General features: G+C 71.5%; 26 protein-coding genes and 1 tRNA gene. 19 read left to right on the forward strand and 8 right to left on the reverse strand.

Features of this window, described 5'->3' with window-relative positions; all coding sequences use genetic code 11:
• Nucleotides 1–123 precede the first annotated feature (123 nt).
• Complete coding sequence (locus ACZ5ON_RS21720; RefSeq protein ID WP_465594998.1) at nt 124–1,374, forward strand: hypothetical protein; 1,251 nt, start codon at nt 124–126, stop codon at nt 1,372–1,374.
• A gap of 55 nt (nt 1,375–1,429) precedes the next feature.
• Here the strand turns inward: ACZ5ON_RS21720 and ACZ5ON_RS21725 are convergent, their stop codons facing one another.
• Nucleotides 1,430–3,451, reverse strand: a complete 2,022-nt coding sequence (locus ACZ5ON_RS21725; protein WP_465595001.1) for a transglycosylase domain-containing protein — start codon at nt 3,449–3,451, stop codon at nt 1,430–1,432.
• 179 nt (nt 3,452–3,630) lie between these two features.
• Between ACZ5ON_RS21725 and ACZ5ON_RS21730 the strand changes: the two genes are divergently transcribed.
• Entirely contained in the window at nt 3,631–4,248 is a 618-nt protein-coding gene (locus ACZ5ON_RS21730) for an HhH-GPD-type base excision DNA repair protein (protein WP_465595004.1), read from the forward strand.
• Between the two features lie 10 nt (nt 4,249–4,258).
• Here the strand turns inward: ACZ5ON_RS21730 and ACZ5ON_RS21735 are convergent, their stop codons facing one another.
• Nucleotides 4,259–4,471, reverse strand: coding sequence for a KTSC domain-containing protein (locus ACZ5ON_RS21735; RefSeq protein ID WP_465595007.1), 213 nt, complete (start codon nt 4,469–4,471; stop codon nt 4,259–4,261).
• A gap of 38 nt (nt 4,472–4,509) precedes the next feature.
• On the opposite strand from ACZ5ON_RS21735, the gene ACZ5ON_RS21740 reads away from it, so the two are divergent.
• Nucleotides 4,510–5,190 carry a nucleotidyl transferase AbiEii/AbiGii toxin family protein gene (locus ACZ5ON_RS21740; protein ID WP_465595010.1) on the forward strand — a complete coding sequence of 227 codons (681 nt, stop codon included), beginning with the start codon at nt 4,510–4,512 and terminating at the stop codon, nt 5,188–5,190.
• Nucleotides 5,191–5,238: 48 nt separating this feature from the next.
• Here the strand turns inward: ACZ5ON_RS21740 and pyrB are convergent, their stop codons facing one another.
• Nucleotides 5,239–6,276 (reverse strand): aspartate carbamoyltransferase, encoded by a 1,038-nt coding sequence (pyrB, locus tag ACZ5ON_RS21745; RefSeq protein ID WP_465595013.1) that lies wholly within the window; start codon nt 6,274–6,276, stop codon nt 5,239–5,241.
• A 186-nt stretch (nt 6,277–6,462) separates the two neighbouring features.
• The gene (locus ACZ5ON_RS21750; protein ID WP_465595016.1) at nt 6,463–6,984 is read right to left on the reverse strand and encodes a YbhB/YbcL family Raf kinase inhibitor-like protein; all 522 of its coding nucleotides are present in this window, start codon (nt 6,982–6,984) and stop codon (nt 6,463–6,465) included.
• A gap of 75 nt (nt 6,985–7,059) precedes the next feature.
• Here ACZ5ON_RS21750 and ACZ5ON_RS21755 point away from each other — a divergent pair, with 75 nt between their 5' ends.
• The 5 genes from ACZ5ON_RS21755 to ACZ5ON_RS21775 all read left to right on the forward strand — a co-directional run bounded on the left by ACZ5ON_RS21755 (nt 7,060) and on the right by ACZ5ON_RS21775 (nt 11,161).
• Nucleotides 7,060–7,752 (forward strand): rhomboid family intramembrane serine protease, encoded by a 693-nt coding sequence (locus ACZ5ON_RS21755; RefSeq protein WP_465595019.1) that lies wholly within the window; start codon nt 7,060–7,062, stop codon nt 7,750–7,752.
• A 91-nt stretch (nt 7,753–7,843) separates the two neighbouring features.
• A complete protein-coding gene (locus ACZ5ON_RS21760; RefSeq protein ID WP_465595022.1) occupies nt 7,844–9,040 on the forward strand; it encodes a hypothetical protein in 1,197 nt (398 codons plus the stop codon).
• 99 nt (nt 9,041–9,139) lie between these two features.
• Nucleotides 9,140–9,643, forward strand: coding sequence for a hypothetical protein (locus tag ACZ5ON_RS21765; protein WP_465595025.1), 504 nt, complete (start codon nt 9,140–9,142; stop codon nt 9,641–9,643).
• Nucleotides 9,644–9,872: 229 nt separating this feature from the next.
• Nucleotides 9,873–10,169 (forward strand): type II toxin-antitoxin system VapB family antitoxin, encoded by a 297-nt coding sequence (locus tag ACZ5ON_RS21770; protein WP_344636837.1) that lies wholly within the window; start codon nt 9,873–9,875, stop codon nt 10,167–10,169.
• Nucleotides 10,170–10,414: 245 nt separating this feature from the next.
• Nucleotides 10,415–11,161 (forward strand): LytR C-terminal domain-containing protein, encoded by a 747-nt coding sequence (locus ACZ5ON_RS21775; protein WP_465595253.1) that lies wholly within the window; start codon nt 10,415–10,417, stop codon nt 11,159–11,161.
• 88 nt (nt 11,162–11,249) lie between these two features.
• Here the strand turns inward: ACZ5ON_RS21775 and upp are convergent, their stop codons facing one another.
• Entirely contained in the window at nt 11,250–11,885 is a 636-nt protein-coding gene (gene upp / locus ACZ5ON_RS21780) for a uracil phosphoribosyltransferase (protein WP_465595028.1), read from the reverse strand.
• A gap of 118 nt (nt 11,886–12,003) precedes the next feature.
• Between upp and ACZ5ON_RS21785 the strand changes: the two genes are divergently transcribed.
• From ACZ5ON_RS21785 to ACZ5ON_RS21825, 9 genes are all read left to right on the forward strand, one after another.
• Entirely contained in the window at nt 12,004–12,231 is a 228-nt protein-coding gene (locus tag ACZ5ON_RS21785; RefSeq protein WP_465595031.1) for a hypothetical protein, read from the forward strand.
• 256 nt (nt 12,232–12,487) lie between these two features.
• Nucleotides 12,488–13,012 carry a tRNA adenosine deaminase-associated protein gene (locus ACZ5ON_RS21790; RefSeq protein WP_465595034.1) on the forward strand — a complete coding sequence of 175 codons (525 nt, stop codon included), beginning with the start codon at nt 12,488–12,490 and terminating at the stop codon, nt 13,010–13,012.
• 29 nt (nt 13,013–13,041) lie between these two features.
• A complete protein-coding gene (tadA, locus tag ACZ5ON_RS21795) occupies nt 13,042–13,539 on the forward strand; it encodes a tRNA adenosine(34) deaminase TadA (RefSeq protein ID WP_344636833.1) in 498 nt (165 codons plus the stop codon).
• Between the two features lie 56 nt (nt 13,540–13,595).
• A tRNA-Ser gene (locus ACZ5ON_RS21800) sits at nt 13,596–13,685 on the forward strand.
• A gap of 120 nt (nt 13,686–13,805) precedes the next feature.
• Nucleotides 13,806–13,982 (forward strand): hypothetical protein, encoded by a 177-nt coding sequence (locus tag ACZ5ON_RS21805; protein WP_344636832.1) that lies wholly within the window; start codon nt 13,806–13,808, stop codon nt 13,980–13,982.
• Nucleotides 13,983–14,447: 465 nt separating this feature from the next.
• Nucleotides 14,448–14,612: a hypothetical protein gene (locus tag ACZ5ON_RS21810; protein ID WP_465595038.1), complete on the forward strand. Its 165-nt coding sequence runs from the start codon at nt 14,448–14,450 to the stop codon at nt 14,610–14,612.
• Nucleotides 14,613–14,697: 85 nt separating this feature from the next.
• A complete protein-coding gene (locus tag ACZ5ON_RS21815) occupies nt 14,698–14,991 on the forward strand; it encodes a Dabb family protein (protein WP_465595041.1) in 294 nt (97 codons plus the stop codon).
• Between the two features lie 257 nt (nt 14,992–15,248).
• On the forward strand, nt 15,249–16,091 hold the full coding sequence (locus ACZ5ON_RS21820) for an RNA polymerase sigma factor SigF (RefSeq protein WP_465595044.1): 843 nt from the start codon (nt 15,249–15,251) through the stop codon (nt 16,089–16,091).
• A gap of 163 nt (nt 16,092–16,254) precedes the next feature.
• A complete protein-coding gene (locus ACZ5ON_RS21825) occupies nt 16,255–17,166 on the forward strand; it encodes an RNA polymerase sigma factor SigF (protein ID WP_465595047.1) in 912 nt (303 codons plus the stop codon).
• A 71-nt stretch (nt 17,167–17,237) separates the two neighbouring features.
• Here the strand turns inward: ACZ5ON_RS21825 and ACZ5ON_RS21830 are convergent, their stop codons facing one another.
• Both ACZ5ON_RS21830 and ACZ5ON_RS21835 read right to left on the reverse strand, forming a co-directional pair.
• On the reverse strand, nt 17,238–18,131 hold the full coding sequence (locus ACZ5ON_RS21830) for a tyrosine-protein phosphatase (protein ID WP_465595050.1): 894 nt from the start codon (nt 18,129–18,131) through the stop codon (nt 17,238–17,240).
• 422 nt (nt 18,132–18,553) lie between these two features.
• Nucleotides 18,554–18,754 carry a hypothetical protein gene (locus ACZ5ON_RS21835; protein ID WP_465595053.1) on the reverse strand — a complete coding sequence of 67 codons (201 nt, stop codon included), beginning with the start codon at nt 18,752–18,754 and terminating at the stop codon, nt 18,554–18,556.
• A 173-nt stretch (nt 18,755–18,927) separates the two neighbouring features.
• On the opposite strand from ACZ5ON_RS21835, the gene ACZ5ON_RS21840 reads away from it, so the two are divergent.
• Nucleotides 18,928–19,896 (forward strand): aldo/keto reductase, encoded by a 969-nt coding sequence (locus ACZ5ON_RS21840; RefSeq protein ID WP_465595056.1) that lies wholly within the window; start codon nt 18,928–18,930, stop codon nt 19,894–19,896.
• Between the two features lie 232 nt (nt 19,897–20,128).
• On the opposite strand, the gene ACZ5ON_RS21845 is transcribed toward ACZ5ON_RS21840, so the two are convergent.
• Nucleotides 20,129–21,427 carry an SPFH domain-containing protein gene (locus tag ACZ5ON_RS21845; protein ID WP_465595059.1) on the reverse strand — a complete coding sequence of 433 codons (1,299 nt, stop codon included), beginning with the start codon at nt 21,425–21,427 and terminating at the stop codon, nt 20,129–20,131.
• A gap of 255 nt (nt 21,428–21,682) precedes the next feature.
• On the opposite strand from ACZ5ON_RS21845, the gene ACZ5ON_RS21850 reads away from it, so the two are divergent.
• Nucleotides 21,683–22,132, forward strand: coding sequence for a hypothetical protein (locus ACZ5ON_RS21850; RefSeq protein ID WP_465595062.1), 450 nt, complete (start codon nt 21,683–21,685; stop codon nt 22,130–22,132).
• Nucleotides 22,133–22,858 lie beyond the last annotated feature (726 nt).

The following is a 22,858-nucleotide window of genomic DNA, read 5'->3' on the forward strand; positions in this document are numbered from 1 at the left end:
GACCGCCCCCCGCGCCCCGCATCTGCTCCCTCGACACATAAGGGTCAAAGTGTTCTCATATTCACACTGTATGACTGAATTTCCGAACACCATCTGACCGCTATTCGGAGAACGGGGGCGACGGTGCGGACAGCGCGCGGCGCGGCCGTCCTGCTCGCGGTGGGGGTCGTCGCGGCCCTCGCCCTGGCCACCACAGGAGGTTCCGGCTCCAAGGACAGACCGACCGCGGCCGACGCCTCACCGAGCCCGGCCCCCGTCCAGAGCGGGGCTCCGTCCGGCGGTCCGAGCCCCTCGCCGAGCTGGGACGGCAAGGTGAAGGTGCTCGGTGACGGCTCCACCTCCGACACCGGGCCGCAGCCCAAGCAGCCCAAGCCCGAGAAGCTGAAGCCCGGCGAGAAGCCGCCGCAGTTCGTGGTGTTCTCCTGGGACGGCGCGCTGGAGAACGACGACCACCTGTTCTCGCGCTTCCGCGAGCTGGGCGAGGAGAACAACGCCCAGATGACGTTCTTCCTGAGCGGCATCTACACCGTGCCCAACTCCAAGCGGGCGCTCTACCACCCGCCGCAGCACGACGTCGGCGCCGCCGCCATCGACTTCCCCACCGACGCCCACGTCAAGGAGACCCTGGAGCAGCTGCGCCTGGCCTGGCAGGCCGGTGACGAGATCGGCACCCACTTCAACGGCCACTTCTGCGGCGACAAGGGCGGCAAGGACTGGAGCACCGAGGAGTGGAAGAGCGAGCTCGACCAGGCGGTCTCCTTCGTGACCAATTGGAAGACCAACACAGGCTTCACCGACCTCGCGCCGCTGCCCTTCGACTACACCAAGGAGCTGATCGGCGGCCGCGCGCCCTGCCTGGAGGGCCAGAAGAACCTGCTCCCGGCCGAGAAGGCGGCCGGCTTCCGGTACGACGCCAGCTCACCGGGCGAGTTCCAGGTCTGGCCCTCGAAGAAGGACGGCATCTGGAACTTCCCGCTCCAGATGCTGCCCTTCCCGAGCAAGTCGTCCCAGGGCCTCTCGATGGACTTCAACTTCCTCGCCAGCCAGTCCGGGGACAGCACCAACGGTGACCCGAAGAAGTACGCCGGCTGGGAGAAGGAGGCCCGCGACAGCTACCTCGCCGGCTTCGAACGGGTCTACAACGGCAGCCGGGCCCCGCTCTTCATCGGCAACCACTTCGAGACCTGGAACGGCGGCATCTACATGCAGGCCATCGAGGACGTGATGAAGAGCGTCTGCAAGCGGGACGGCGTCCGCTGCGTCTCCTTCCGCCAGGTCGCCGACTGGATGGACGCCCAGGACCCCAAGGTGCTGGACAAGCTGCGCCAGCTGGACCCCGGGCAGCCCGCCGACTGGTCCCGCCTGGTCAAGTGACCGGGGCCGGTCCCCGGCGGATCCTTCCGGGCCGGAAGGATCCGCCGGCCCGGCCCTAGCGGCCGCCGGCCTCCTTCATGTACGAGGTCCAGATCCGAGTCGGCAGCGCGGAGTCCGGGGTGTCCGGACTCGCGCCGCCGAGGCCCTCCAGCGAGAGCAGCTTCATGTCCTTCAGGTCCGCCCGGAAGAGGGTGACGGCCGTGGACACCTGGCCGTTGTAGCCGACGAACCAGCCCGCCGTACGGTCCGCGGTGGTCCCGGCCTTGCCGGCCGCGTCCGGACCCGCGGCGGCCGCCTCCCTGGCGCTCCCGGTGCGCACCGCGCCCTTGAGCGCGGTGTCCACGTCACCGGCGACCTTGGGCGTCAACGCCTGGACGGCGGTCGGCAGCCGCAGCGCGATCGGCGCGCCATTGCGGGTGATCTTGAGCACCGAGTACGGGTCCGTGTGCCGTCCGCCCGCGGCGAAGGCGGCGTAGGCGTCGGCGGTCCTGATCGCGCTCGGTGTGGAGTTGCCGACGGTGAAGGCCGGCACCAACTCGCCGATGCTGTCCGGGAGCAGGCCCAGATCGGTGGCGGTCTTCTGCACCCGGTCCAGGCCGACGTCCATGCCCAGCTGCATCATCGGCCCGTTGACGGACTGCTCCACCGCGGTCCGCAGACTGATCGGACCCCAGTTCCGCTTGCCGTCGTTGACGGTCTTCACGATCTGGCCGTCGCGTCCCCAGTACGGCCCCTCCGGCGTCATCACGTTCACACCGTTGTCGCCGTTGTAGGTGCTGGTCGGCAACACCGGTGTGCGGCTGCCGACGCGCTGGCGCTGCACCCCCTGGCCGAGGCCGGCGGCGTACACCAGCGGGGTGAAGGCCGAACCGACCGGCACCGTCGAGGTGTTGGCGTTGTCGAACCCCTGCTTCAGGTAGTCGGGTCCGCCGTAGAGCGCGACGATCCGCCCGTCGGGGGCCACCGAGGCGGCGCCGACCCGGACGAGTCTGTCCGAGTCGCGGCTGTCGGGATCGATGTCCTTGGTGGCGTCCTGCACGGCCGCGGCCAGCGCGGTGACCTTCGGCTTCTCGAAGGTGGTGTAGATCTGGTGGCCACCGAGGTCGAACTGGGCGGGCGTGATGTCGGTGTGGCCCTCCACATAGGTCCTGGCCATGTCCACCAGGTACCCGACCTGGCCGGTCAGCCCGGCCGCCTTCGGCTGGGGCTTGGGCTCGGGGAACACCGTGTACTTGGCGCGCTCGGCCGGGGAGAGCTTGCCGACCTTCACCATCCGGTCCAGGATCCACGACCAGCGCTCCACGGCCCGCTGGCGGTTCTCCGGGCTGAGCGTCGGGTCGAACTGCCCCGCACCCTTCAACAGGGCCGCCAGGAAGGCCCCTTCGCTCGGGTTGAGCTGCGAGACGTCCTTGCCGTAGTACGCGGCGGCGGCCCGCTCGATTCCGTAACTGCCGCGCCCGAACCAGCTGGTGTTGAGATAGCCGGCCAGGATGTCCTGCTTGCTCATCCGCTGGTCCAGCTTGATCGAGATGACGATCTCGCTGAGCTTGCGGGAGACGTCCTGGCGCTGGTTCAGGTAGATGTTCTTGACGTACTGCTGGGTGATGGTCGAGCCGCCCTGGGTGTCACCGCCCGAGCCCATCCGGTAGACCGCGCGGCTGATGCCCTTGAGGGAGACCCCGGGATCCGAGTAGAAGGTCTCGTTCTCGGCTGCGAGCACGGCCCACTGCACCGACTCCGGCACCCGGCTGAGCGGCACCTCCTGCCGGTTGACCTCCCCGACCCGCGCCATCTCGGTGCCGTCGGCCCAGTAGTAGACGTTGTTCTGCTGGGTGGCGAAGGAGTTCAGGTCGTCCGGCACCTCGGTGGTCAGGTAGAACCAGGTCGCCCACCCGGTCAGCACGCTCGTCCCGACGGCCAGCACCAGGAGCAGCTGCCGCCACGAAGGCAGCCAGCGGCGGACCCCCTGCCGCCCCCGGCGCGGGTAGTCCAGCCGCCACACCACCCGCCGCCGCCGACCCTGCGGCCGCCGTCCGGGCTTCTCCTCCTCGGTCCCGCCACCTTGGTGAGCTTGCACAGTCCGGTCTCCGATTCACTCCTGGGGACAGACCGCCCCGAACACAGAGACGTGGTGAGGACTGCACCTCGGTTACCGATGCGGGTGTGATCACGGTCATACCGAGTGGCGCCCGCGCATCCCCCCGGCTCGCGTGTTGAGCGGGGACGCGCCGCACGCGGGCGGGGAGAATCGCGGGCATGGACGACACCATTCGGCTCGCGCAGCAGCCCGAGGCCGACGAACTGCTCGGCCGCAGCCCGCTCGCCGCTCTGACCGGCATGCTGCTGGATCAGCAGGTCCCGATGGAGAAGGCGTTCGCCGGCCCGCTGGCGATCGCGCAGCGGCTCGGTGAGGACGATCTGGACCCGCACCGGATCGCCGCGTACGACCCGGAGGCCTTCGCGGCCCTGCTCTCGGCGAAGCCCGCCGTGCACCGCTACCCGGCGGCCATGGCCAAGAGGATCCAGCAGCTGTGCCAGTACCTGGTGGAGCACTACGACGGCGACGCGCAGGCGGTCTGGCGCGACGCCGCCTGTGGCCGCGAGCTGCTGGACCGGCTCACCGCGCTGCCCGGCTACGGCAAACAGAAGGCGCAGATCTTCCTGGCACTGCTGGGCAAGCAGTTCGGCGTGACGCCGGAGGGCTGGCGGGAGGCCGCCGGCGCGTACGGGGAGGCGGGCAGCTACCGCTCGGTCGCGGACATCACCGGGCCCGAGTCGCTGGAGCAGGTCCGCGCCTTCAAGCAGCAGGCCAAGCGGGAGGCGAAGGCCGCCTCGGCCGCGAAACAGCCCCCCGCCGGCCGGCGGAAGGCCTGACCCGCCCGGGTCAGGTCACCTTCCGGTACTCGTACCGCCCCCTGATCGCCCGGTTGAAGTACCCGCCCAGGCTGGAGGCGTCGAGCAGCTCCCGGTGGACCCGCCGGGGCACCGCCGCGTACCGGTACACGGCGGTGCTCACGAACTCGAGCTCCAGTACCTGCGCCCTGGCGTCGTAACCCACTGACCGCAGACACGAGGAAGCGACATGATCGCGCACCACCCCTCCATCCTGTGCCCGTCCGCGGCGGAGCGCCCGGCATGAGGCTCAGCCCGGTGCACGAGCTGCTGCTGGCGGACCTGCTGGCGGTCGGCGCACCGTACGCCCTGGCGCTCGGCGGCGGCTGCGCGGTGCGGGTGCACGGCCTGGTGGACCGGCCCGCCGAGGTCCTGGGGGTGGCCACCGAGAGCCCGGTGCCGATGGCGGAGATCGCGGCGGAGGTCGTCGTGGGGCTGACCGCGTGCGGCTGGACGGTACGACGGCTGGGGACGGGGCCGGTGTCGGCCCGGCTGGCGGTGACGGATCCGGTGACCGCTCAGGGGTGCGAGGCCGAGCTGCTCAAGGAGGTGTTCTGGCGTCCCGTGGTGCACACCGAGTACGGGCCGGTGCTGGCGCTCGAGGACGTGGTCGGCACCAGGGTCCGCGCGCTGGCCGACCGGGGCCTGGCCCGCGACCTGGTCGACGTGCACGCGGCCGCCGAGCACTGGAGCCACCCGGAACTGGAGGAGCTCGGACGCCGGCACGCCCGGGGCGAGTTCGACCTCACCGAACTGCAGGCTCGACTCGCCCGGGCGGACTGGATCGACGACCGCGAGTTCGCCGCCCTCGGTCTGGACGAGGACGCCCGGACCGGACTCCGCGCCTGGGCCCAGGCATGGGTCGACGACATCGCCGAACGCCTCATGGAAGAGGCCCCGCCCCAGGACGACGAGACGGACTGACGGCGAGCACCCCCCGAGGGCGCTCGCCGTCGAAGTGGCCCGTTCGCCTCAGTGCCGGTAGAACGGCGCGTCGTCGGGCCCGATGTACTCCGGCCGGTACCAGGTGGACGGGCGCATCGCCGTGCGCACCTGCCGGTCCACCCCGAGCACCGAGGCGAACAGCGCCATCCGCATCGGGATACCGGCGTCGGTCTGCCGGAAGATCGCCAGCCGCGGGTCACGGTTCAGGTCGGTGCTCAGGTCGTTGGCACCCGGACGGCTGTCGCGCGGCAGCGGGTGCATGATCACCGTGTCGTCGAGGCAGACCCGGTCCACCAGCGCGCGGTCGATCCGGAACTCGTCGCTGTACGGCAGCGGCTTGTCCTTGAAGCGCTCGGTCTGCAGCCGGGTCGCGTAGACGACGTCCGCGTCCTTGAGGCCACTGCTCGGCTGGGTGCTCTCCTCGACCCGGTGACCCCGGCTCGCGACCAGCTCCAGCAGCTCTCCGGGCATCCGCAGCTCGGCCGGGGAGACGCAGGAGATGGTCAGGTTCTCGAACCGGGAGAGCAGCTTGATCAGGGAGTGCACGGTACGGCCGTACTTCAGGTCGCCGACCAGGGCGATCCGGCGGCCGTCCATGCTCTTGCCCAGCCGGTCGAACTCGCGATGCAGGGTGAACAGGTCGAGCAGCGCCTGGGTCGGGTGTTCACCGGCGCCGTTGCCCGCGTTGATCAGCGGAATGTTGGTGGCCGCCGCGAACTCGTTCATCGAGCTGACCTCGGGGTGCCGCATGACCACCAGGTCGCAGTAGCCGCTGACCACCCGGGCGGTGTCCGCCAGCGACTCGCCCTTGGAGATCGAGGTCACCTCGGCACCGGTGGTGCTGGTCACCGCGCCACCGAGCCGCAGGAACGCGGTCTCGCAGCTCAGCCGGGTACGGGTGCTCGCCTCGAAGAAGAGGCTGGCCATCACCGCCCCCTCCAGCACCCGGGTCACCTGCGCACCCCGGGCCACCGGAACCAGGACGTCGGCGAGTTCGAAGAGCCGCTCCAGTTCGTCCCGGTCGAAGATATCGCTGGACAGAATGTGCTTCCCGGTCAGTGACATGGCGGCTGTGACTTCCTCGGTAGTGCTGCTCGGCGCCGACAGTGTACTTCCCCGGGCCCTACCGGACCCTGCCGAGCAGTTCCCGCACATTTCCGCCCCGACGAAATCCAGGAAAACCCGGACCGCCCCGAATTTTAATTCCGGATAAGGGAATTCGGGGCGGCCGGCGAGGTGCTCCGGGCGGCCTCAGCCGGAGGCGTACTCCCCGGTGATCAGCGCGCGCGCGATGGTGTGGAAGGTGATGTTGAAGCCGATCGCCGCCGCCGGGGTGTCCGGGGTGACGTCGAGGGCCGGGACGTCCAGCGCGTGGACCGCGAAGACGTAACGGTGGGCCGGGCCGGGCGGCGGGGCCGCGCCGTCGTACTTGTGGCCGGGGAAGTCGTTGCGGCCGTGGAAGGATGCCTTGCCGGGCAGGGTGCCGTCCGACGCACCCGCGCCGCGCGGCAGTTCGGTGGTGTCGGCGGGAAGGTTCAGCGCCAGCCAGTGCCACCAACCGCTGCCGGTCGGCGCGTCGGGGTCATAGCAGGTGACGGCGAAGCTCCGGGTCCCGGCCGGGGCGCCGGACCAGGAGAGCTGCGGCGACTCGTTCCCGCCGGCGTAGGTGAAGGTGTCGGCGAGCGTGGCACCATCCGTCAGATCACGGCTGGTCAGCTCGAACGATGGGACCTGGGGCAGGAACTCGTACGGCAGGGGCGGGCGGACGCTCATCACAGCACCTTCTTCAACTGGTCGGGCGGTGAATAACCACCCAGCAGTCTAGGAGTCGGCCGTAGAGTCGAAGGCATGGCCACGGACAGTTCCCCCGCACTCGACCCCGCCCGGATGATCGCCGAGGCCCGGCGGGCGTTCTTCACGATGTTCGTCCTGCTCTGCGCGGTCTGGGCGGTCCAACTCGCCAACTGGGCCGACGACTACCGCCTCACCATCGACTACGGCATCGTGGCCCACCGCCCGAGCCGGCTGGGCGACGTCCTCGCCGCTCCCTTCCTCCACGTCAACTGGCAGCACCTGGAGGGCAATTCAGGACCGCTCTTCGTCTTCGGCTTCCTCGCCGCGTACCGCGGGGTGAAGAAGTTCCTCGGCCTCACCCTGCTGGTCGCGCTGACCAGCGGTGCGGCGGTCTGGCTCTTCGAGCGCGACCACGTGGTGACGGTCGGCGCGAGCGGCGTGATCTTCGGGTACTTCGGCTACGTGGTACTGCGCGGCCTGTTCGACCGGAACCTGATCGACTCCCTGATCGGCCTGGTGATGGGCGCCTCCTTCGCCTACCTCCTGACCACCGCCGTCCCCGGCACCCCGGGCGTCAGCTGGCTGGCCCACCTGGGCGGACTGGTCGGCGGCCTCGCGGGCGCCTGGCTCTTCCGCGACCGGCCCCGCACCCGCAGCGCCGCGACCACCGCACCGGCCGCCGCGCCCAGGAGCGCCGACCCGGACCGCGCCCAGCTGCTCAAGGAACTCGACGACCTGGGCCTCTGAGCACCGCCAATCGGGCGACTAGGTATAGACCAATCCCGGCAGTCCGGCTAGCGTGACAGCCCGTACCGCACCACCCCGCCGGAGCCGCCCCGTGGAGTCGTCCGTCCTCGCCTTCGTCACCGACCTGATCGACGAGGGCGCCGAGACCTTCTTCGGCAACCTCAACGACCGGGCCGGCGTCGGCGGGGTCACCCTGGCCTCCGTCTACCACCAGGCCCGCGACGTCTTCCCGCACAACCCACGCCGGGTGGTCCGCTACCTGGAGCCCGGCGCCGCCTACTTCCGTCCGGACCCGGCCCGCTGGGCCGGCCGCCGGCTCGCCCCTCTGCCCGCCGCCGCCATCGGCGAGCGCGACCCGTTCGCCGAGGCGGCGGCCGAGGCGCAGCGGCGCGGCCTCAAGCTGCACGCCTGGACGGTCTTCTGCCACAACGACCGCCTCGGATTCAGCCACCCCGACACCGCTCCGGCCAACGCCTTCGGCGACCGCCACCTGACCGAGCTGTGCCCGGCCAACCCCGAGGTCCGCGAGTACGCGACCACCCTGGTCGGCGAGTTCGCCCGGTACGGCGTGGACGCGATCCGCGCCGAGTCGCTGCACTTCCACGGTCTGCGTCACGGCTACCACCACGAGCGGTACTTCGAGGAGCTCGGTCCGGTGGCCGAGGCCCTGCTCGGCATCTGCTTCTGCCCGCACTGCCGGGCGGCCGCCGCCGCGGCCGGCGTCCCGGCCGCCGAGGTCCGGCAGGCCGTCCAGGACGAGCTGCGCACCCGCCTCGCGGACGAGCGCCGCGCCGCCGAACCCGCCGCCCTGGACCGGCTGGCCGACGGCGCGCTGGCGGCGTACCTGGACGCGGCCGCCCGCTCGGTCACCGCGCTGGCGGCCGAGGTGACCGGGGCGGCTGCCGAGCACGGCATGCGGCTGACCTTCATGGACGCCGCCGGCCCGGGCAGGGGCTGGCTGTCCGGCATCGACCTGCCCGCCCTCGCCGGGGCCACCCACCGGATCGAGACCCTCGGGTACGTGAAGACCCCGCAGGCGCTCCGCGAGCAGGTCGCCGCCTTCGCGCTGCACGGGGTGCGGCCCGACTCGATGGCGGTGGTCCTCCGCCCGATGGCCGAGGACTGCGACGGAGCGGACAACCTGGCCGCCAAGCTGCGCACCCTGCGCGAACTCGGGGTTCCCGAGGTCGAGTTCTACAACTACGGCCTGATGCGGCTGTCCTCGCTGGACCGGATCGGCCAGGCCCTGCACGGCCGGCCCATGACATCCGTCACGCCGGATCGGTGACGCACCGGCCTGTCGTGCCGCACCGGCCGCACGGCAGAATCGTGATCACCGGCGGGGCGAGCGACGCGAGGCCGGGACCACAGTCTCCGGGGGAACACCATGAGCAGCACCGCCGCCACCGACCTGCCGCAGACCGACGCCGAGCAGCTGGTGATCGTCGGACAGCTCCCCGCCGCCGAACCCGCGCCCGCCGCCGAGCCGCTGCCGACGGTCGCCGAGATGCGACTGCCCGCCTGGTTCTTCGGCTTCGAGGGCGTCCTGGCCGGCGCGTACGACATCCTGCACGCCTTCCCCGCGGCCTGGCCCGCGCTGCTGGCCCTGCTCGCGGTCAACCTCACCGTCTCGTTCACCATGATGCGCAAGCGGCTCAAGATGGCGAAGATGCTCTGGCGCGGCAAGGGCACCCGCAAGGTCGCCTTCATGCTGCTCGGCCTGCGCCTGGGCAGCCACGCCCTGCTGGCCGTGATCGGCGTCGCCCTCACCTCGGTCCTGGTGCACGTCCTGTTCGCCCTGGTGATGGCCGCCGTGACGGTCTCCCTGCTCGTCTACACCCAGAAGGCCGCCCTGCGCGCCCTGGTCGAGGCCGGCAAGATCACCGCCTGATCCTGGTCCGCTCCCGCTCCCCGCGGCCCGGGTGCCCGACACGGCACCCGGGCCGCGCGCTGTCCCGGCACCCGCCGGCGCTTCGCCCTCCTCCGAGCGGCACGAGGAGACGAAAGGCGACAACTGGGACGACAAAAGAGTCAGAAGCCGACGAATCGCACCTGTCCTCTCCCTCGGGGTTGCGTCGCGCTTGCTGCGCCCCCGGGCGGCGTGACGGTAGGCTTTCCGTGTGATCTTCAAGCGCATCGGCAACGGACGGCCGTACCCGGATCACGGCCGGATCAGCACCCGCCAGTGGGCGGACGTCGCGCCGCGTCCGGTGCGGCTGGACCAGCTGGTGACCACCAAGGGGCAGCTGGACCTCGAAACCCTGCTGGCCGAGGACTCCACCTTCTACGGCGACCTGTTCGCCCACGTGGTGAAGTGGCACGGCGACCTCTACCTGGAGGACGGGCTGCACCGCGCGGTCCGCGCGGCCCTGCAGCAGCGCCAGGTGCTGCACGCGCGCGTGCTCGAGATGGACTGACCTCGGGAAATCCGAGGAATCGAACGCGAACCGAACCCCGGTTGCGCGCGTCCTGATCATCAGTCGCACGCCGGTGCCCCGACGCTCGGGGCTCCGGTACATCCTTTCGAGTGCCCTCGTACTCCAGATGATGATCATCCAGTACTCCGCAGCCGCTCCGGCACTAGTCTGCTGAGTACGGATCCGTCGCTGGCCGCACCAATCACCGAGCCTGCCCTGGCAAGAGGGGGAGACTGACCGTGAGCATGTTGACTCCGCAGGGATTGAAGGGAAAGCAGTACCGGGTCACCGGTAAGTCCTATCCCCGCCTCCGGCGTCCACCCCGCAGGAGCCGCAAGGTACTGGCCGTGGTCGGCGCGGTGCTGGCGCTCGCCCTGATCGCGCTCGGTGGCGTCCAGCTGGCGGGGATCTTCACCGGCAAGGGCAAGTCGCCCAGCGCCCGGGCCTGCGCCTCGCCCACCGCGAATGGCAAGGCCCTGGCGGCACCGGCGGCCGCCTCGGGTTCCGCCTCCGGCTCCCCCGCCCCGTCCGGCTCTCCCGCGCCCTCCGATGCCCCCTCGGCGGCCGCCTCCGGCTCCCCGGCGAGCAGCCCCGCCGCACCGGCCGCGACCAACACCGCCGTCCCCCAGCCGCAGGCCGTCACGGTGAACGTCTACAACGCCACCGACAAGTCCGGTCTGGCCGCCCGTACGGCGGACGAACTCAAGAAGCGCGGCTTCACCATCGGCAAGGTCGGCAACGCCCCGGCCGCCCTGGACCGCAAGCTGCCCGGCACCGTCCAGGTGATCAGCGGCCCGGCCGGGATGGGCGCGGCCACCCTGCTCGGCTCCCAGAGCGCCGGTTCGACCACCACCACGGACAGCCGGACCGACGCCACTGTCGACTTCGTCATCGGCGACACCTACTCAGCCCTCCTGGAGCCGGCCCAGGCCGCCGCCGCCCTCCAGGCCGCGACCAAGCCCTCCCCCTCCCCGAGCCAGGGCACCTGCTGAAGCCCGCCGAAGGCCGGCCGAAACCAGTGAGCCAGTCGCACCCCGCAGAGCGGTGCGACTGGCTCACTGGTTTCGAGCTCGGGGACGTTCAGCCCGCCGTGCCGTAGAGGCGGTCGCCCGCGTCGCCCAGGCCGGGGACGATGTAGCCGTTGTCGTTGAGGCGCTCGTCGACCGCCGCCGTCACCACGGTGACCGGCATCCCTGCCAGCTCCCGCTCCATCACCTCGACGCCCTCCGGCGCGGCCAGCAGCACCACGGCGGTGACATCGGTGGCGCCACGGTCGATCAGCATCCGGATCGCCGCGACCAGCGTCCCGCCGGTGGCCAGCATCGGGTCGAGGACGTAGACCTGGCGGCCGGAGAGGTCGTCCGGCATCCGGGTGGCGTAGGTGGACGCCTCCAGCGTCTCCTCGTTGCGGACCATGCCGAGGAAGCCCACCTCGGCGGTCGGCAGCAGCCGGGTCATGCCGTCCAGCATGCCGAGCCCGGCCCGCAGGATCGGCACCACCAGCGGACGCGGGTAGCTCAGCCGGGTGCCGTTGGTGACGGCGACCGGAGTGGTGATCTCCACCTGGTCCGTACGGACGTCCCGGGTGGCCTCGTACGCGAGCAGGGTGACCAGCTCGTCGGTCAGCCGCCGGAAGGTCGGCGAGTCGGTGCGCTCGTCGCGCAGGGTGGAGAGCTTGTGGGCGACCAGCGGATGGTCGACGACATGGAGACGCATAGTCCGACGATAACGGGCTTGGGCACATACGTACGACTTGCCGGAAGCGCGGGCTTAATGACGGAGCCGAGACCTTTCCTGTGGTATCAACCGAACACTTCTGGGAAGGTCGGACCATATGAAGAGCAATCCGGCGCGAACATCAGCCGCTGACGCGGCGGGCGAGCCCGGCTCGACGGACGAGTCCCAGGGCACCCCCGAGACCCCGGCCGAGCGGCGCAGACGGCGCGCCGTCTTCCTACGCGAACTCGCCGAGGCGCGCGAGCTGCGCGAGCGGGTGCAGCCCCGGCGCACCAAGGAGCGCCGAATGCGCGAAGCGATGCGGATGCGAACCTTCCGGATCTGACGGAGCCACCGGCCCCTCCGCCCGTCCTCGACCGGCCATTCCGACACGACCTGCGAAGACGCGCTGCCGAACACCCCCCGCAGCGGCAGCCTTTCTGTCACGATGCCGGAGGGACGGTCCGAACAGCGGACCGCCTCCGGCGCGGGGGCGGCCAGGCCGCGTTCGCCCGTGATCGCCTACAGCCGAGACCAACTTGGGAGTGTCCCTGGTGGCGTACTTCGCTGCAGTGCTTGCTCGCACCGATGGCGGGTGGGATGTGAGCGAGACAGAACTAGACGAGGTCGAGACCCTGGCCGATCTGGCCGACCTGGCCCGCGAGGCCGCCCAGGACGACGACAGCGTCCTGGTCTTCATCGAACAGGAAGACGCGTGGTTCGCCGTGATCCGGGTGGACGGCGAGGACGACCCGCGGATCTTCGTCTCCGACGGCGCTGCCGCGGCCCGCAGCTCCTACGGCGCGGTGCTCACCGACGAACTGGTGGACCGGGTCGGTGACAGCGACTTCGACGACGACTTCGACACCCTGGTGGCGGAGCTGGACGACGAGGACGCCGACGCCGAGGCCGGCAGCGAGGTGGAGGACGAGGAGGAGGACGACCGGGACGCCGGATCCGGCGCGGTGCCGGTCGGCCCGCTCGGCGACTTCGAGCTGCTGACCGATCTCGGGATCACCGCCGGCGAGTTGGTCGAGCTCAGCGGCGAGGGCGCCGTCCCCGGCGACGCGCTGTCCGAGATCGCCGAGGCGCTCGGCTGCGGCGAGGTTCTGGAGGCGGTGCGGTAACCGTCCCGCCGGTGCCCGACACTGGTGCCATGCAGATCGCTCCCCTCCCGGCCCCCGTACGCCCCGATCCGGTACGCGACCGCTGGACGGACCGGATGCGCCTCGCCATCGCCGAGGCCGCGCTGGCCACCGCCACCGGCGACGTACCGGTCGGGGCCCTCGTCTTGGGCCCCGACGGAACGGTCATCGGGCGTGGCCACAACGAGCGCGAGGCGATCGGCGACCCGACCGCGCACGCCGAGATGGTCGCGATCCGGCAGGCCGCCGAGAAGGTCGGGGAGTGGCGCCTGGGCGGCTGCACCCTGGTGGTCACCCTGGAGCCGTGCACCATGTGCGCCGGGGCGATCGTGCTCTCCCGGCTGGACCGGGTGGTCTACGGCGCCCTGGACGAGAAGGCCGGGGCGACCGGTTCGCTCTTCGACGTGGTCCGCGACCGCCGCCTCAACCACCGCCCCGAGGTGATCCCCGGGGTACTCGCCGAGGAGTGCGCCGAGCAGCTGCGCGCCTTCTTCGACACCCAGCGCTGAGGCCTCCGCCGACACGGATTTCGTTCCTGACGGGACCGTCCGGTAGAGTTCCCCTCGGTAGCGTGTCCGAGCGGCCAAAGGAGCACGCCTCGAAAGCGTGTGTGGGGGCAACTCCACCGTGGGTTCGAATCCCACCGCTACCGCCATGAATTGGCAAAGGGTCCGGGCTGAGAGCAGCCCGGGCCCTTTGTCGTACATCCGAGGGTTCTATGCTGATCCCCGCATCGTCGGCACAGGGCGGGCGTGCACACAGGAGGAACCCGCTGATGGAGAGCCAGATCGTTCACAAGGCCGCATTCCTGCTGCACGACTGCAACGAGCCCGAGCAGGTCGTGGTGGAGCGCCTCAAGGAGTACTTCCCTTCGCTGTCCCTGACCGAGCGCGAGCGCTACGTGTCCGAGGCGTGGGACCAGGTGCACGGCCAGGGCGTTCCGGAGGCCTGAGCCGCCGTCGACGACCAAGCCGGTACGACGAGCTGACGACCGGCACGGCAACGGCTCCGCGCTCGTCCGGGGGGGTGACCACCACTGCCCGGGAGTGCGGAGCCGTTCCGCGACCGCTACCGGCCTTCGAGGGGGGAGCGGTCGCCGGGGGGGGCGAGGCCGCTCCCCCCGGCGGAGTCCCACAACCGGTGCCACTCGGGGAAGCCTCGGCACCCGGTCCCACAGCGGGGAGCTCCGGATCCATGCACCGCGGGATTCCTGCCAGATCCCCGGTGCTCCACCCATCGTGCTGCACGGCCGGGGCCCGGGCACCCGGAGAAAGACCCCTGTCGCCGGGACCTTCGTCCCACCGCTCGAACGCGTCTCTCACCCGATCGGCCGTCCGGTGGATAAGCTGCCGAACAGGTAGCGGAGGGGCGCCCGGGGAAAGGCCGGCGGCCCATAGCAGGGAGGCGGGCCGGGGCGATGGCGCAGGCAAAGAAGATCGGCATGTACCTGCTGCTCATCTTCGTGGTCTACACGATCATCACGTCGCCGACCAGGGCGGCGGAGCTGGTGCAGTCGGGATTCGTGGGGATCTCGGACGCCGCCAAGGCGGTGGGGACCTTCATGACGGGGCTGGTGAAGTGACCGCGGCCCGCCCCCTGCTGCACCGCCGGAGCCAGGGCCGGTACGGTGACCGGGTTCACCAACCTCGACCGCTAGGAGCGGCACTGTGATCCGGCACCTGGTCCTCTTCAAGCTCAACGAAGGCGTCGGCAAGGACGACGAGCGCGTGCTCGCCGGAGCCAAGGCCTTCGAGGAACTCGGTCCGCTGATCCCCGAGCTGCGCGAGTGGGAGTGCGGCTGGAACACCACCGAGCGCGACATCGCCTACGACTACGCGATCAACAGCCTGGTCGCCGACCGCGACGCGCTGCAGGCCTACCTCACCCACGAGGCACACCAGGCCGCGGCGGCGCAGTGGCGCGAGTTCGCCACCTGGGTGATCGCCGACATCGAGGTCTGAGGCCCCGACGACAACACCGATCGTACCCGTACGATCCCCAGGCCCCCCGGCCGCCACTGAGTCCGGGGGGCCTTCGACTGTCGACAACCTTCCCCAATGATCCGCCAACACGCCTAAATGTGGTGCTTGCCCGGACTGCAAGCGACTTGTGATGCTATGACCGGTTTTGCCGGACCTGGCGAGGTGGTGAGGACGACCCAAGGACCGCGCAGCAGTGGCTCGGACCGGAATAGTCGATCAAGGGAGGGTGACGTTCCGTGCGGACCCAGGACAGCGCGCCGGAGGCCGGCGAGGAGGGGTCACCCGGGTCCTCCGACGGTCGGCCGGGCGCCGGTCGCGGCTCGGTGGACGTCAGGACGCTGACCCGGGTCCTCTTCGAGCGGATGAGCGAACTGCCACCGGACGCGCCGGAGCGCGAGCGGGTGCGGGCCGCGCTGATCGAAATCAACATTCCGCTGGTGCGCTACGCCGCGACCAGGTTCCGCAGCCGGAACGAGCCGATGGAGGACATCGTCCAGGTCGGCACCATCGGACTGATCAACGCCATCGACCGGTTCGACCCGACCCGGGGGGTGCAGTTCCCGACGTACGCGCTGCCGACCATCCTCGGCGAGATCAAGCGCTACTTCCGGGACAACGTCCGCACCATGCACGTACCGCGCCGACTGCAGGAGCTGTGGGTGCAGGTCAGCGGCGCCATGGAGGAGCTCACGGTGTTGCACGGCCGGGCGCCCAAGGTGCCCGAGATCGCCGCCAACCTGCGGATTCCCGAAGAGGACGTCCGGGCCTGCCTGGACGCCGGGCGGGCCTACAACGCCGCCTCGCTGGAGGCCGCACAGGAGCACGAGGGCGGACTCGCCCTGCTGGACCGGCTCGGCTACGAGGACTCCGCACTGACCGACGTCGAGCACCGAGACATGGTCCGCCACCTGCTGGTCCAACTCCCCGAACGGGAGCGGCGGATCATCATGCTGCGGTTCTTCGCCAACCTGACACAGTCCCAGATCTCCACCGAACTGGGCATGTCGCAGATGCACGTCTCCCGGCTACTGTCGAGGATCCTGACCCGGCTGCGGACCGGAAACTCCTGGGAGGAGTGAACCGAACCCCGCCGGGGGGTTGCTGCGCGTTACTGCGACGTGACATCTTGCGACGGTCGGGTTTGCCGAGACGCGTGTTCCGGTATGGAGCTGGAGGGCCGCCCAGCCGGGAACTGTCGCTCGGTAGTGCCCGTTGTACTGTCAGTCACGAGGGGGTGGGTGCATGTCCGCAGAGCTGGGCGCTGCCGAGATCCAGGGCACGACCACGGTCGCCGAGTTTCCCGTGTTGCAGAGTGATCCGCCACCGGTGCCCGAGCCCGCCGCGTCCGGGCCCGCGCCCGCGCCGCTGCCCGCCGCCGTCCCCGAGGGCCGGGCGCTGGACACCCGGACGCTCTCCCGTTCGCTGTTCCAGCGGCTGGCCGCCCTGGAGATGGGCAGCGACGAGCACACCTACGTCAGGGACACCCTGATCGAGCTCAACCTGCCGCTGGTGCGGTACGCCTCGGCGCGGTTCCGCAGCCGGAACGAGCCGATGGAGGACATCGTCCAGGTCGGCACCATCGGACTGATCAAGGCGATCGACCGGTTCGACCCGGAGCGCGGGGTGGAGTTCCCGACCTTCGCGATGCCGACGGTGGTCGGCGAGATCAAACGCTTCTTCCGGGACACCAGCTGGTCGGTCCGGGTGCCCAGGCGCCTGCAGGAGCTGCGGCTGGCGCTGACCAAGGCCGGCGACGAGCTCTCCCAGAAGCTGGACCGCTCCCCCACCGTGACCGAGCTGGCCGCCTTCCTCGGGGTGAGCGAGGAGGACGTGGTCGAGGGCCTGGCGGTCGGGAACGCGTACACCGCGAGCTCGTTGGACTCCACGCCTGGCGAGGAGGAGGGCGAGGGCCCGCTGGCGGACCGGCTCGGCTACGAGGACCTGGCGCTGGAGGGGGTCGAGTACCGGGAGTCGTTGAAGCCGCTGCTGGCCAAACTGCCGCCGCGGGAGCGGCGGATCATCATGCTGCGGTTCTTCGGCAACCTCACCCAGTCGCAGATCGGCGAGGAGATCGGCATCTCGCAGATGCACGTCTCCCGGCTGCTCACCAAGACGCTGACCCAGCTGCGCGCCGGGCTGATCAGCGAGAGCTGACCGCCCGGCGGCCGGTCCCGCTGCTTAGACCGATCGGCAATAGGGCCCGCGGCGTCGCGCGCCGATCGGTCTCAGTCGCTGAGGAGGTTGTGCCGCAGGCCGACCTGGACTTCGTCGTCCAGGCCCAGGCCGTCCCGCCAGAAGTGCTCGAAGGAGTCCCAGCCGGCCTCGACCTCGGCGAAGGCGGTCTCCAAGTAGACCCGCTCGGCCAGGAAGACCGGGAGCAGCAGGCTGGGCTCCTTCATCAGACCGCGGGTGCCGAAGCTGTCCACGATGTGCTCGATCAGCGCGGCGGAGCGCTCGTTGGTGAGCAGGTAGTCCTGGAACACGGTGTCGCGGTCGACCCCGAGGGCGGTGAGGGCCAGGGCGGCGACCCAACCGGTGCGGTCCTTGCCGGCCGAGCAGTGGAAGAGCATCGGCACGCCGTCGGGGGCGGCGAGCAGGCGCAGCACGCCGGCGAAGCGCTCCCGGGCCACCGGCGAGGTGACGAACCAGCGGTAGAGGCCGATCATCATCTGCTCGGCCTTGCCGTCGCCGAGGATGGCCCGCTGCCGCTCGGCGTCGCAGTCGGCGAGGGCCTGGCGCATGGCGATGTATATGTCGAAGTCGGCGGCGAAGACCGGCACGTGGTGCAGGGCCGGGCCGTCCGCCTCGGCGGAGGGCACGGGCTCGAGCAGCGCGGACTCGCCGGCCCCGTCGAGCTCGGCGACCGGCAGGCCGGGGATCCGGTCGGGCCCGGACTCGCGCACCTCGTCCAGGCTGCGCAGGTCGACGACCCTGCGCAGGCCGGCCGCGGCGAGGATCGCCCGGTCCTCCTCGGTGGTGCGGTTCATGGCGTCGGCGCGCAGCGCGACGCCATACCGCAGGGTGCGGCCGTCCCGGGTCCGGTAGCCACCGAGGTCGCGGGCGTTGGCCGCCCCCTTGAGGCCGAGGCTGCGGGCGGTCTCGGTGGTCTGCTGGGTCACGGGCTGTCCTCCGGAGGCACGGTCGTACGGGTGAGCGGTACGAGAGCGGGCGTTGGTTTGGTGGGGACGGAGTACGAAAATTCGTACGACCCGATCAGTGTATTGGGCGACTTCGGGGCGGTGCCGGAGCGCGGTGGACCGCTCCAGGCGGACGCCGGGAGCCGGAGGGGAGTCCGGCGCGTGCGGGCGGCACGCCGCCTCCGCCGGGCGGGTACGGCCGCTGTCGCGTGCCGGAACGGACGGACCGCTGCCGCTCGGGCGGACGTGAGCTGACGGCGGCACAGTTGGCTCGCCGGACACCGGGTACCGGGTGTCAGCGCCCCGGTCCGGCGGCTGGAACTGGATGCCTGGCGGCGGCCCCGCTGGGACCATCCGCCAGGCACGGGGAACAGGCCGTCGCAACCGTCCGACGGCAGGTGCGGTTACTTGACGGCAAGCCAGATCACTGCGGCCACCACGGCGATCGCCACGACGACGCCGCCGATGATCAGACCGCTGCGGTTGTTGCTGGAGGCGCTGCCGTAGGTGGACACGGAACCCGGGGCCTGGGGAGCGGGGGTCTCCTCCACGAACGCCCGGAACATCTGGGTGCTACCGGCGGGGTCGTAGTCGTTGTCAGCCATGGCAGGGACTCTAGCCAACCCGCGAGGTCAAAGGACACCCCGGACCCCCGGTAGTGGGCATGCCAGCCCGTCACCCCGGGCTGACGGCCACTCGTCGGGCGCGCGTACGACAAGCTCGTGAAGACGTGGCCGGGTTGGAATGCAAGCGCGTGGCAATCGGGTTGAATCCGGTCATGACCGACAATCACAGTGACGCTCCCCACAGGGTGACCCTCGGCACGTCGGACCTGGCCGTCTCCCCGCTGTCGCTCGGCGGCAACGTGTTCGGCTGGACGGCGGACGAGGCGCAGTCGTTCGCCGTGCTCGACGCCTACACGGCCGGCGGCGGCAACTTCGTCGACACCGCCGACGTCTACTCGGCCTGGGTGCCCGGCAACACCGGCGGCGAGTCGGAGACCATCATCGGCAACTGGCTCCGCAGCCGCGGCAATCGCGCGGACGTCGTGATCGCCACCAAGGTCGGTGCGCACCCGGAGGCCAGCGGACTCAAGGCGGCGAACATCAGGTCCGCCACCGAGGAGTCGCTGCGCCGCCTCGGCGTCGACCACATCGACCTCCTCTACACCCACCGGGACGACCTGGAGGTCCCGGTCGAGGAGTTCGTCACCGCGCTCGACGCCCTGGTCCGCGAGGGCAAGGTCCGGCACGTCGCCGCGTCCAACATCAGCGCCGAGCGGCTCACCGAGGCCCTGGAGTTCTCCGCCCGCGAGGGCCTGGCCGCGTACATCGCGGTCCAGCCGCACTACAACCTGGTCTCCCGGGGCACTTACGAGGGCCCGCTGGCCGAGGCCGTCGCGGCCCACGGCCTCTCGGCCGTGCCGTACTTCGCGCTCGCCTCGGGCTTCCTCACCGGCAAGTACCGGCCGGACGGCGGCGCGGTGGAGAGCGCCCGCTCGCAGGGTGCCGCCCGCTACCTGGAGGACCCGCGCGGCCCCAAGGTGCTGGCCGCACTGGACCAGGTGGCCGAGGCGCACGGCGCCGAGCTCGCCTCGGTCGCGCTGGCCTGGCTCGCCGCCCAGCCGACCGTCGCCGCACCGATCGCCAGTGCGCGCACGGTCGAGCAGCTGCCTCCGCTGCTGGCGGCGGCGCGGCTGCGGCTGACGGCGGATGAGCTGGCACTGCTGGACTCCGTCTCCGCCTGACTGGCTGAGTCCCGCAGGCCGTGGGCGACGCCCTCCCCTTGCCTGTCCACAGCCTGTGGACGGGCAAGGGGCTTTCCGGCGGCGGACCGCAGCCCCTAGGGGCACGGAATGGTCTCCGGACGCCGTGGGAAGGGCCGCCGGTGCCGGCCGACCCAGCGGTCCTCGGCTGGCAGAATCGCCGCCGCACGGGTGGCGCGGGCCACGTCGGCCGGGAGTGCGGCGGCCGCCCCCACTAGGGCTTCGCCTCCTTCCGCTCGGCCCGGAAGGCCGGGCCCGGCACCGGGGCGGTGACCCCCGCGGGTGCCACGAAGGCAACCAGCAGCTGCTCCATCAGCGACCGGCGCGTCGCCTCGTCCAGCTCGCGCGCGGTGGCGTGCTCCAGCCGCCGGACCGCGAGCGTGGCGGCCTCGACCGCGTCGTCCACGAGCACCGTACGCAGGTCCGCGTCCAGGTCTGCGAGCCGGCGGCGGCGCATGCTCTCGGCGACCTCGGGCGCGTAGTCGAGGGCGAGCGGCTGCACCGAGTACACCTCGATGCCGACCGGTGCGACCTCGGCGGCCAGCGCCCGGGTCAGCTTGCCGGCGAACCACTCCCCGTCACGCAGCGCGGGACCGGGTACGGAGTCACGGTCGCACGGCAGCGCGCTGGCGGTACGGGTGAGCACGGCGTGCACCTGCTCGCGCAGGTACAGCTCGTGATCGGCGACGGCCATCACGGCGCGGGCCGTGTCCTTCACCCGCCACACGATCAGCAGCCTCACCACGATGGGCGTACCGTCCCGGTCGGTGACGTCGACCGGGTCGCTGTGCCAGTGGCGCAGCCTCCCGTCGACCACGCGGCGGCTCAGCAACGGATTCACCCAGACCAGCCCGGTCCGGCGGACGGTGCCCCGGTAGCGGCCCCAGCGGGTGAGCACCCGGGTCTGGCCGCCCGCGTTCGCCAGCAGGCCGCAGGCGGCCAACGTCGCGATCAGGCCGGCGGCGGAGGCGGCGGCCCACTCGACGATGCCGAACCCGGTGTGCCCGCCGTGGAGGTCCGGCAGTCCGGGGAGCGTCGGCAGGACGCCGGTCCGGACGAGCAGCACGGCCAGCGCGGTGGCGGAGGAGAGCAGTACCAGCAGGGCGATCCAGCCGGGAATCGTACGGGCGCGGTACTCGCACGGCCACTGGTCGCTCCTGGGCGGGCGGCGCGCCGTATCCGTCTCGTCCAGCGCGTCGGGGCCGGACGAGACGGCCGGGTCGGCCAGATCGGCCGGCTGGGCGGTGAGAGCGGGCCCCGCCAGGGGGCCGAGCGCGGCGAACGAACCGGCCAGCCTTCGCCGGTCGGCGCCGTCCGCTGCCGGGTACCGGGCCAGCGGCAGGGTGTCGGCCATGTCGAGCTCGTCCTCGGCCGGGTTCCGGCCCGACTCGATCGGCGGCCGGGCGGCCGCCTCGGCGATGGCCCGGTAGAACTGAGCGGCGCCCGACGGCGGCTCGGGCCTGCCCGGCAGCCGGGGGTCGGGTCGTGGCGAAGAATCGCGGGTGACGTCCATGCACGGATCCTCAGGGTCGGTGTGTCGCGCGACGGGCCTGCCCGGATCTGCCGGGCGGCGCCGGACGCAGACTTCTCTGACAGACCATCAAAATGCCGTGTTAGGCACATATCCGGCATAGTTGAGCATTTCCGATAAATTGTCACCCTGAAGACCCAGTCACAGCCGCGCTGGTGCAGGCCGCCCGCCTACCACCCGTGCCGGCGGCGGCCGGTTGCCCGACCAAGGCCCCGGCGGACCAGCAGACCTACGGCGATGAGGAAGAACAGGGCCGTACAGAGCGCGCTGCGCCAGGCGTCCATGGACGTGCGGTGCGTGACGAGCGCCGGCGGGGCGTCCGGCGGACCGGCGAGGGCCCGGACCAGCCGCTCTTCGGACTCCCGAGCTTCGCCCGCAGCCGCCTTCGCCCCGGACTGCCCGCCGGACTGCCCTGCGGCCGGGGACGCGACCGAGGAAGCGGGCGCGGCAGAAGCCGAGGCGACGGGCGGGATCGCGGCCGTCGGCACGGCCGAGGCGTGGGCCGGCGTGGGCACGGGGCCACCGGGGACGGCGCCGGCCGCCGGCCCGGACCCGGCCCCGGGCGGCACGGACGACCCGGCCGAGGACGTGCCGACGACCCCCGCCGACTTGGGGAGGACGGCAGCCGGCGCCGTGGGTGCGGACGGTACAGCCGGCTCGGACGGGATGGCGATCGGCAGCAGCTGAGCATCCGCGCTCCGACCGGGCGACGCGTCCGGCCGCACCGGCGACGGCTCCTTCGCCATACCGGTGTTCGAGCTCGGGTGCGACTCCCGTCCCGCACTCGGGCGTGACTCCCGATCCGCGTCCGGGCGTGACTCCCGATCCGCGTCCGGGTGCGACTCACGACCCCCGTCCGGATACAACCCCCGATCCGCGTCCGGGTGCGACTCCCGACCCCCGTCCGGGTGCGACTCCCGACCCCCGTCCGGGTGCGACCCCCGACCCGCATCCGCACTCGGGCTCGCCTTCGGACGCCGCGCCCGATCCACTCGCGCATCGGGAATCGCGCGAGCCGCCAGCGCCACGGGAGTCACAGCGGCCATGCCGTGGCCGGTCGGGGTGCGGGCAGCGAGGACTCCGGGTGCGGTGGTGGAGCTCACGCCCGGCGCGCGCGAGAACTCCAGCTCCACGGTGCGGCCCGACGGCAGCACCGCACGGCCCTGGCCGGTCCAGGCGTCCGGGTCCTGCTGCGCTCGGGCGATACCCGACCCGACCGTCGAGTTCCAGCCCAGCAGCAGGGCGGTGGCCAGGGTCACGGCACTGGCTCTGGCGGCTCTACGGGGTCCGGGCCCGGTCGGTCCGCACCGGCCCGAGTGGGACGTCGCGGCGGCTTGGGGGGACTGTCGGCTCATCCGGCTCTCCTTACCCGGTCCGCCGTCGCAACCGGCGGTCCGAGGACGGCTTTGACAA

The organism is Kitasatospora sp. NPDC032150, from assembly GCF_055579945.1.

Excerpts from the sequence above, each read along its gene's own strand:
- ACZ5ON_RS21835 (WP_465595053.1), bottom strand. The coding sequence starts at position 18,754 with ATGGCTGACAACGACTACGACCCCGCCGGTAGCACCCAGATGTTCCGG.
- ACZ5ON_RS21740 (WP_465595010.1), top strand. The coding sequence starts at position 4,510 with ATGAGGCTCAGCCCGGTGCACGAGCTGCTGCTGGCGGACCTGCTGGCG.
- ACZ5ON_RS21755 (WP_465595019.1), top strand. The coding sequence starts at position 7,060 with ATGGCCACGGACAGTTCCCCCGCACTCGACCCCGCCCGGATGATCGCC.
- upp (WP_465595028.1), bottom strand. The coding sequence starts at position 11,885 with ATGCGTCTCCATGTCGTCGACCATCCGCTGGTCGCCCACAAGCTCTCC.
- ACZ5ON_RS21805 (WP_344636832.1), top strand. The coding sequence starts at position 13,806 with ATGGAGAGCCAGATCGTTCACAAGGCCGCATTCCTGCTGCACGACTGC.
- pyrB (WP_465595013.1), bottom strand. The coding sequence starts at position 6,276 with ATGTCACTGACCGGGAAGCACATTCTGTCCAGCGATATCTTCGACCGG.
- ACZ5ON_RS21840 (WP_465595056.1), top strand. The coding sequence starts at position 18,928 with ATGACCGACAATCACAGTGACGCTCCCCACAGGGTGACCCTCGGCACG.
- ACZ5ON_RS21775 (WP_465595253.1), top strand. The coding sequence starts at position 10,415 with ATGTTGACTCCGCAGGGATTGAAGGGAAAGCAGTACCGGGTCACCGGT.
- ACZ5ON_RS21825 (WP_465595047.1), top strand. The coding sequence starts at position 16,255 with ATGTCCGCAGAGCTGGGCGCTGCCGAGATCCAGGGCACGACCACGGTC.
- ACZ5ON_RS21810 (WP_465595038.1), top strand. The coding sequence starts at position 14,448 with ATGGCGCAGGCAAAGAAGATCGGCATGTACCTGCTGCTCATCTTCGTG.
- ACZ5ON_RS21750 (WP_465595016.1), bottom strand. The coding sequence starts at position 6,984 with ATGAGCGTCCGCCCGCCCCTGCCGTACGAGTTCCTGCCCCAGGTCCCA.
- ACZ5ON_RS21850 (WP_465595062.1), top strand. The coding sequence starts at position 21,683 with ATGAGGAAGAACAGGGCCGTACAGAGCGCGCTGCGCCAGGCGTCCATG.
- ACZ5ON_RS21730 (WP_465595004.1), top strand. The coding sequence starts at position 3,631 with ATGGACGACACCATTCGGCTCGCGCAGCAGCCCGAGGCCGACGAACTG.
- tadA (WP_344636833.1), top strand. The coding sequence starts at position 13,042 with ATGCAGATCGCTCCCCTCCCGGCCCCCGTACGCCCCGATCCGGTACGC.
- ACZ5ON_RS21765 (WP_465595025.1), top strand. The coding sequence starts at position 9,140 with ATGAGCAGCACCGCCGCCACCGACCTGCCGCAGACCGACGCCGAGCAG.
- ACZ5ON_RS21845 (WP_465595059.1), bottom strand. The coding sequence starts at position 21,427 with ATGGACGTCACCCGCGATTCTTCGCCACGACCCGACCCCCGGCTGCCG.
- ACZ5ON_RS21785 (WP_465595031.1), top strand. The coding sequence starts at position 12,004 with ATGAAGAGCAATCCGGCGCGAACATCAGCCGCTGACGCGGCGGGCGAG.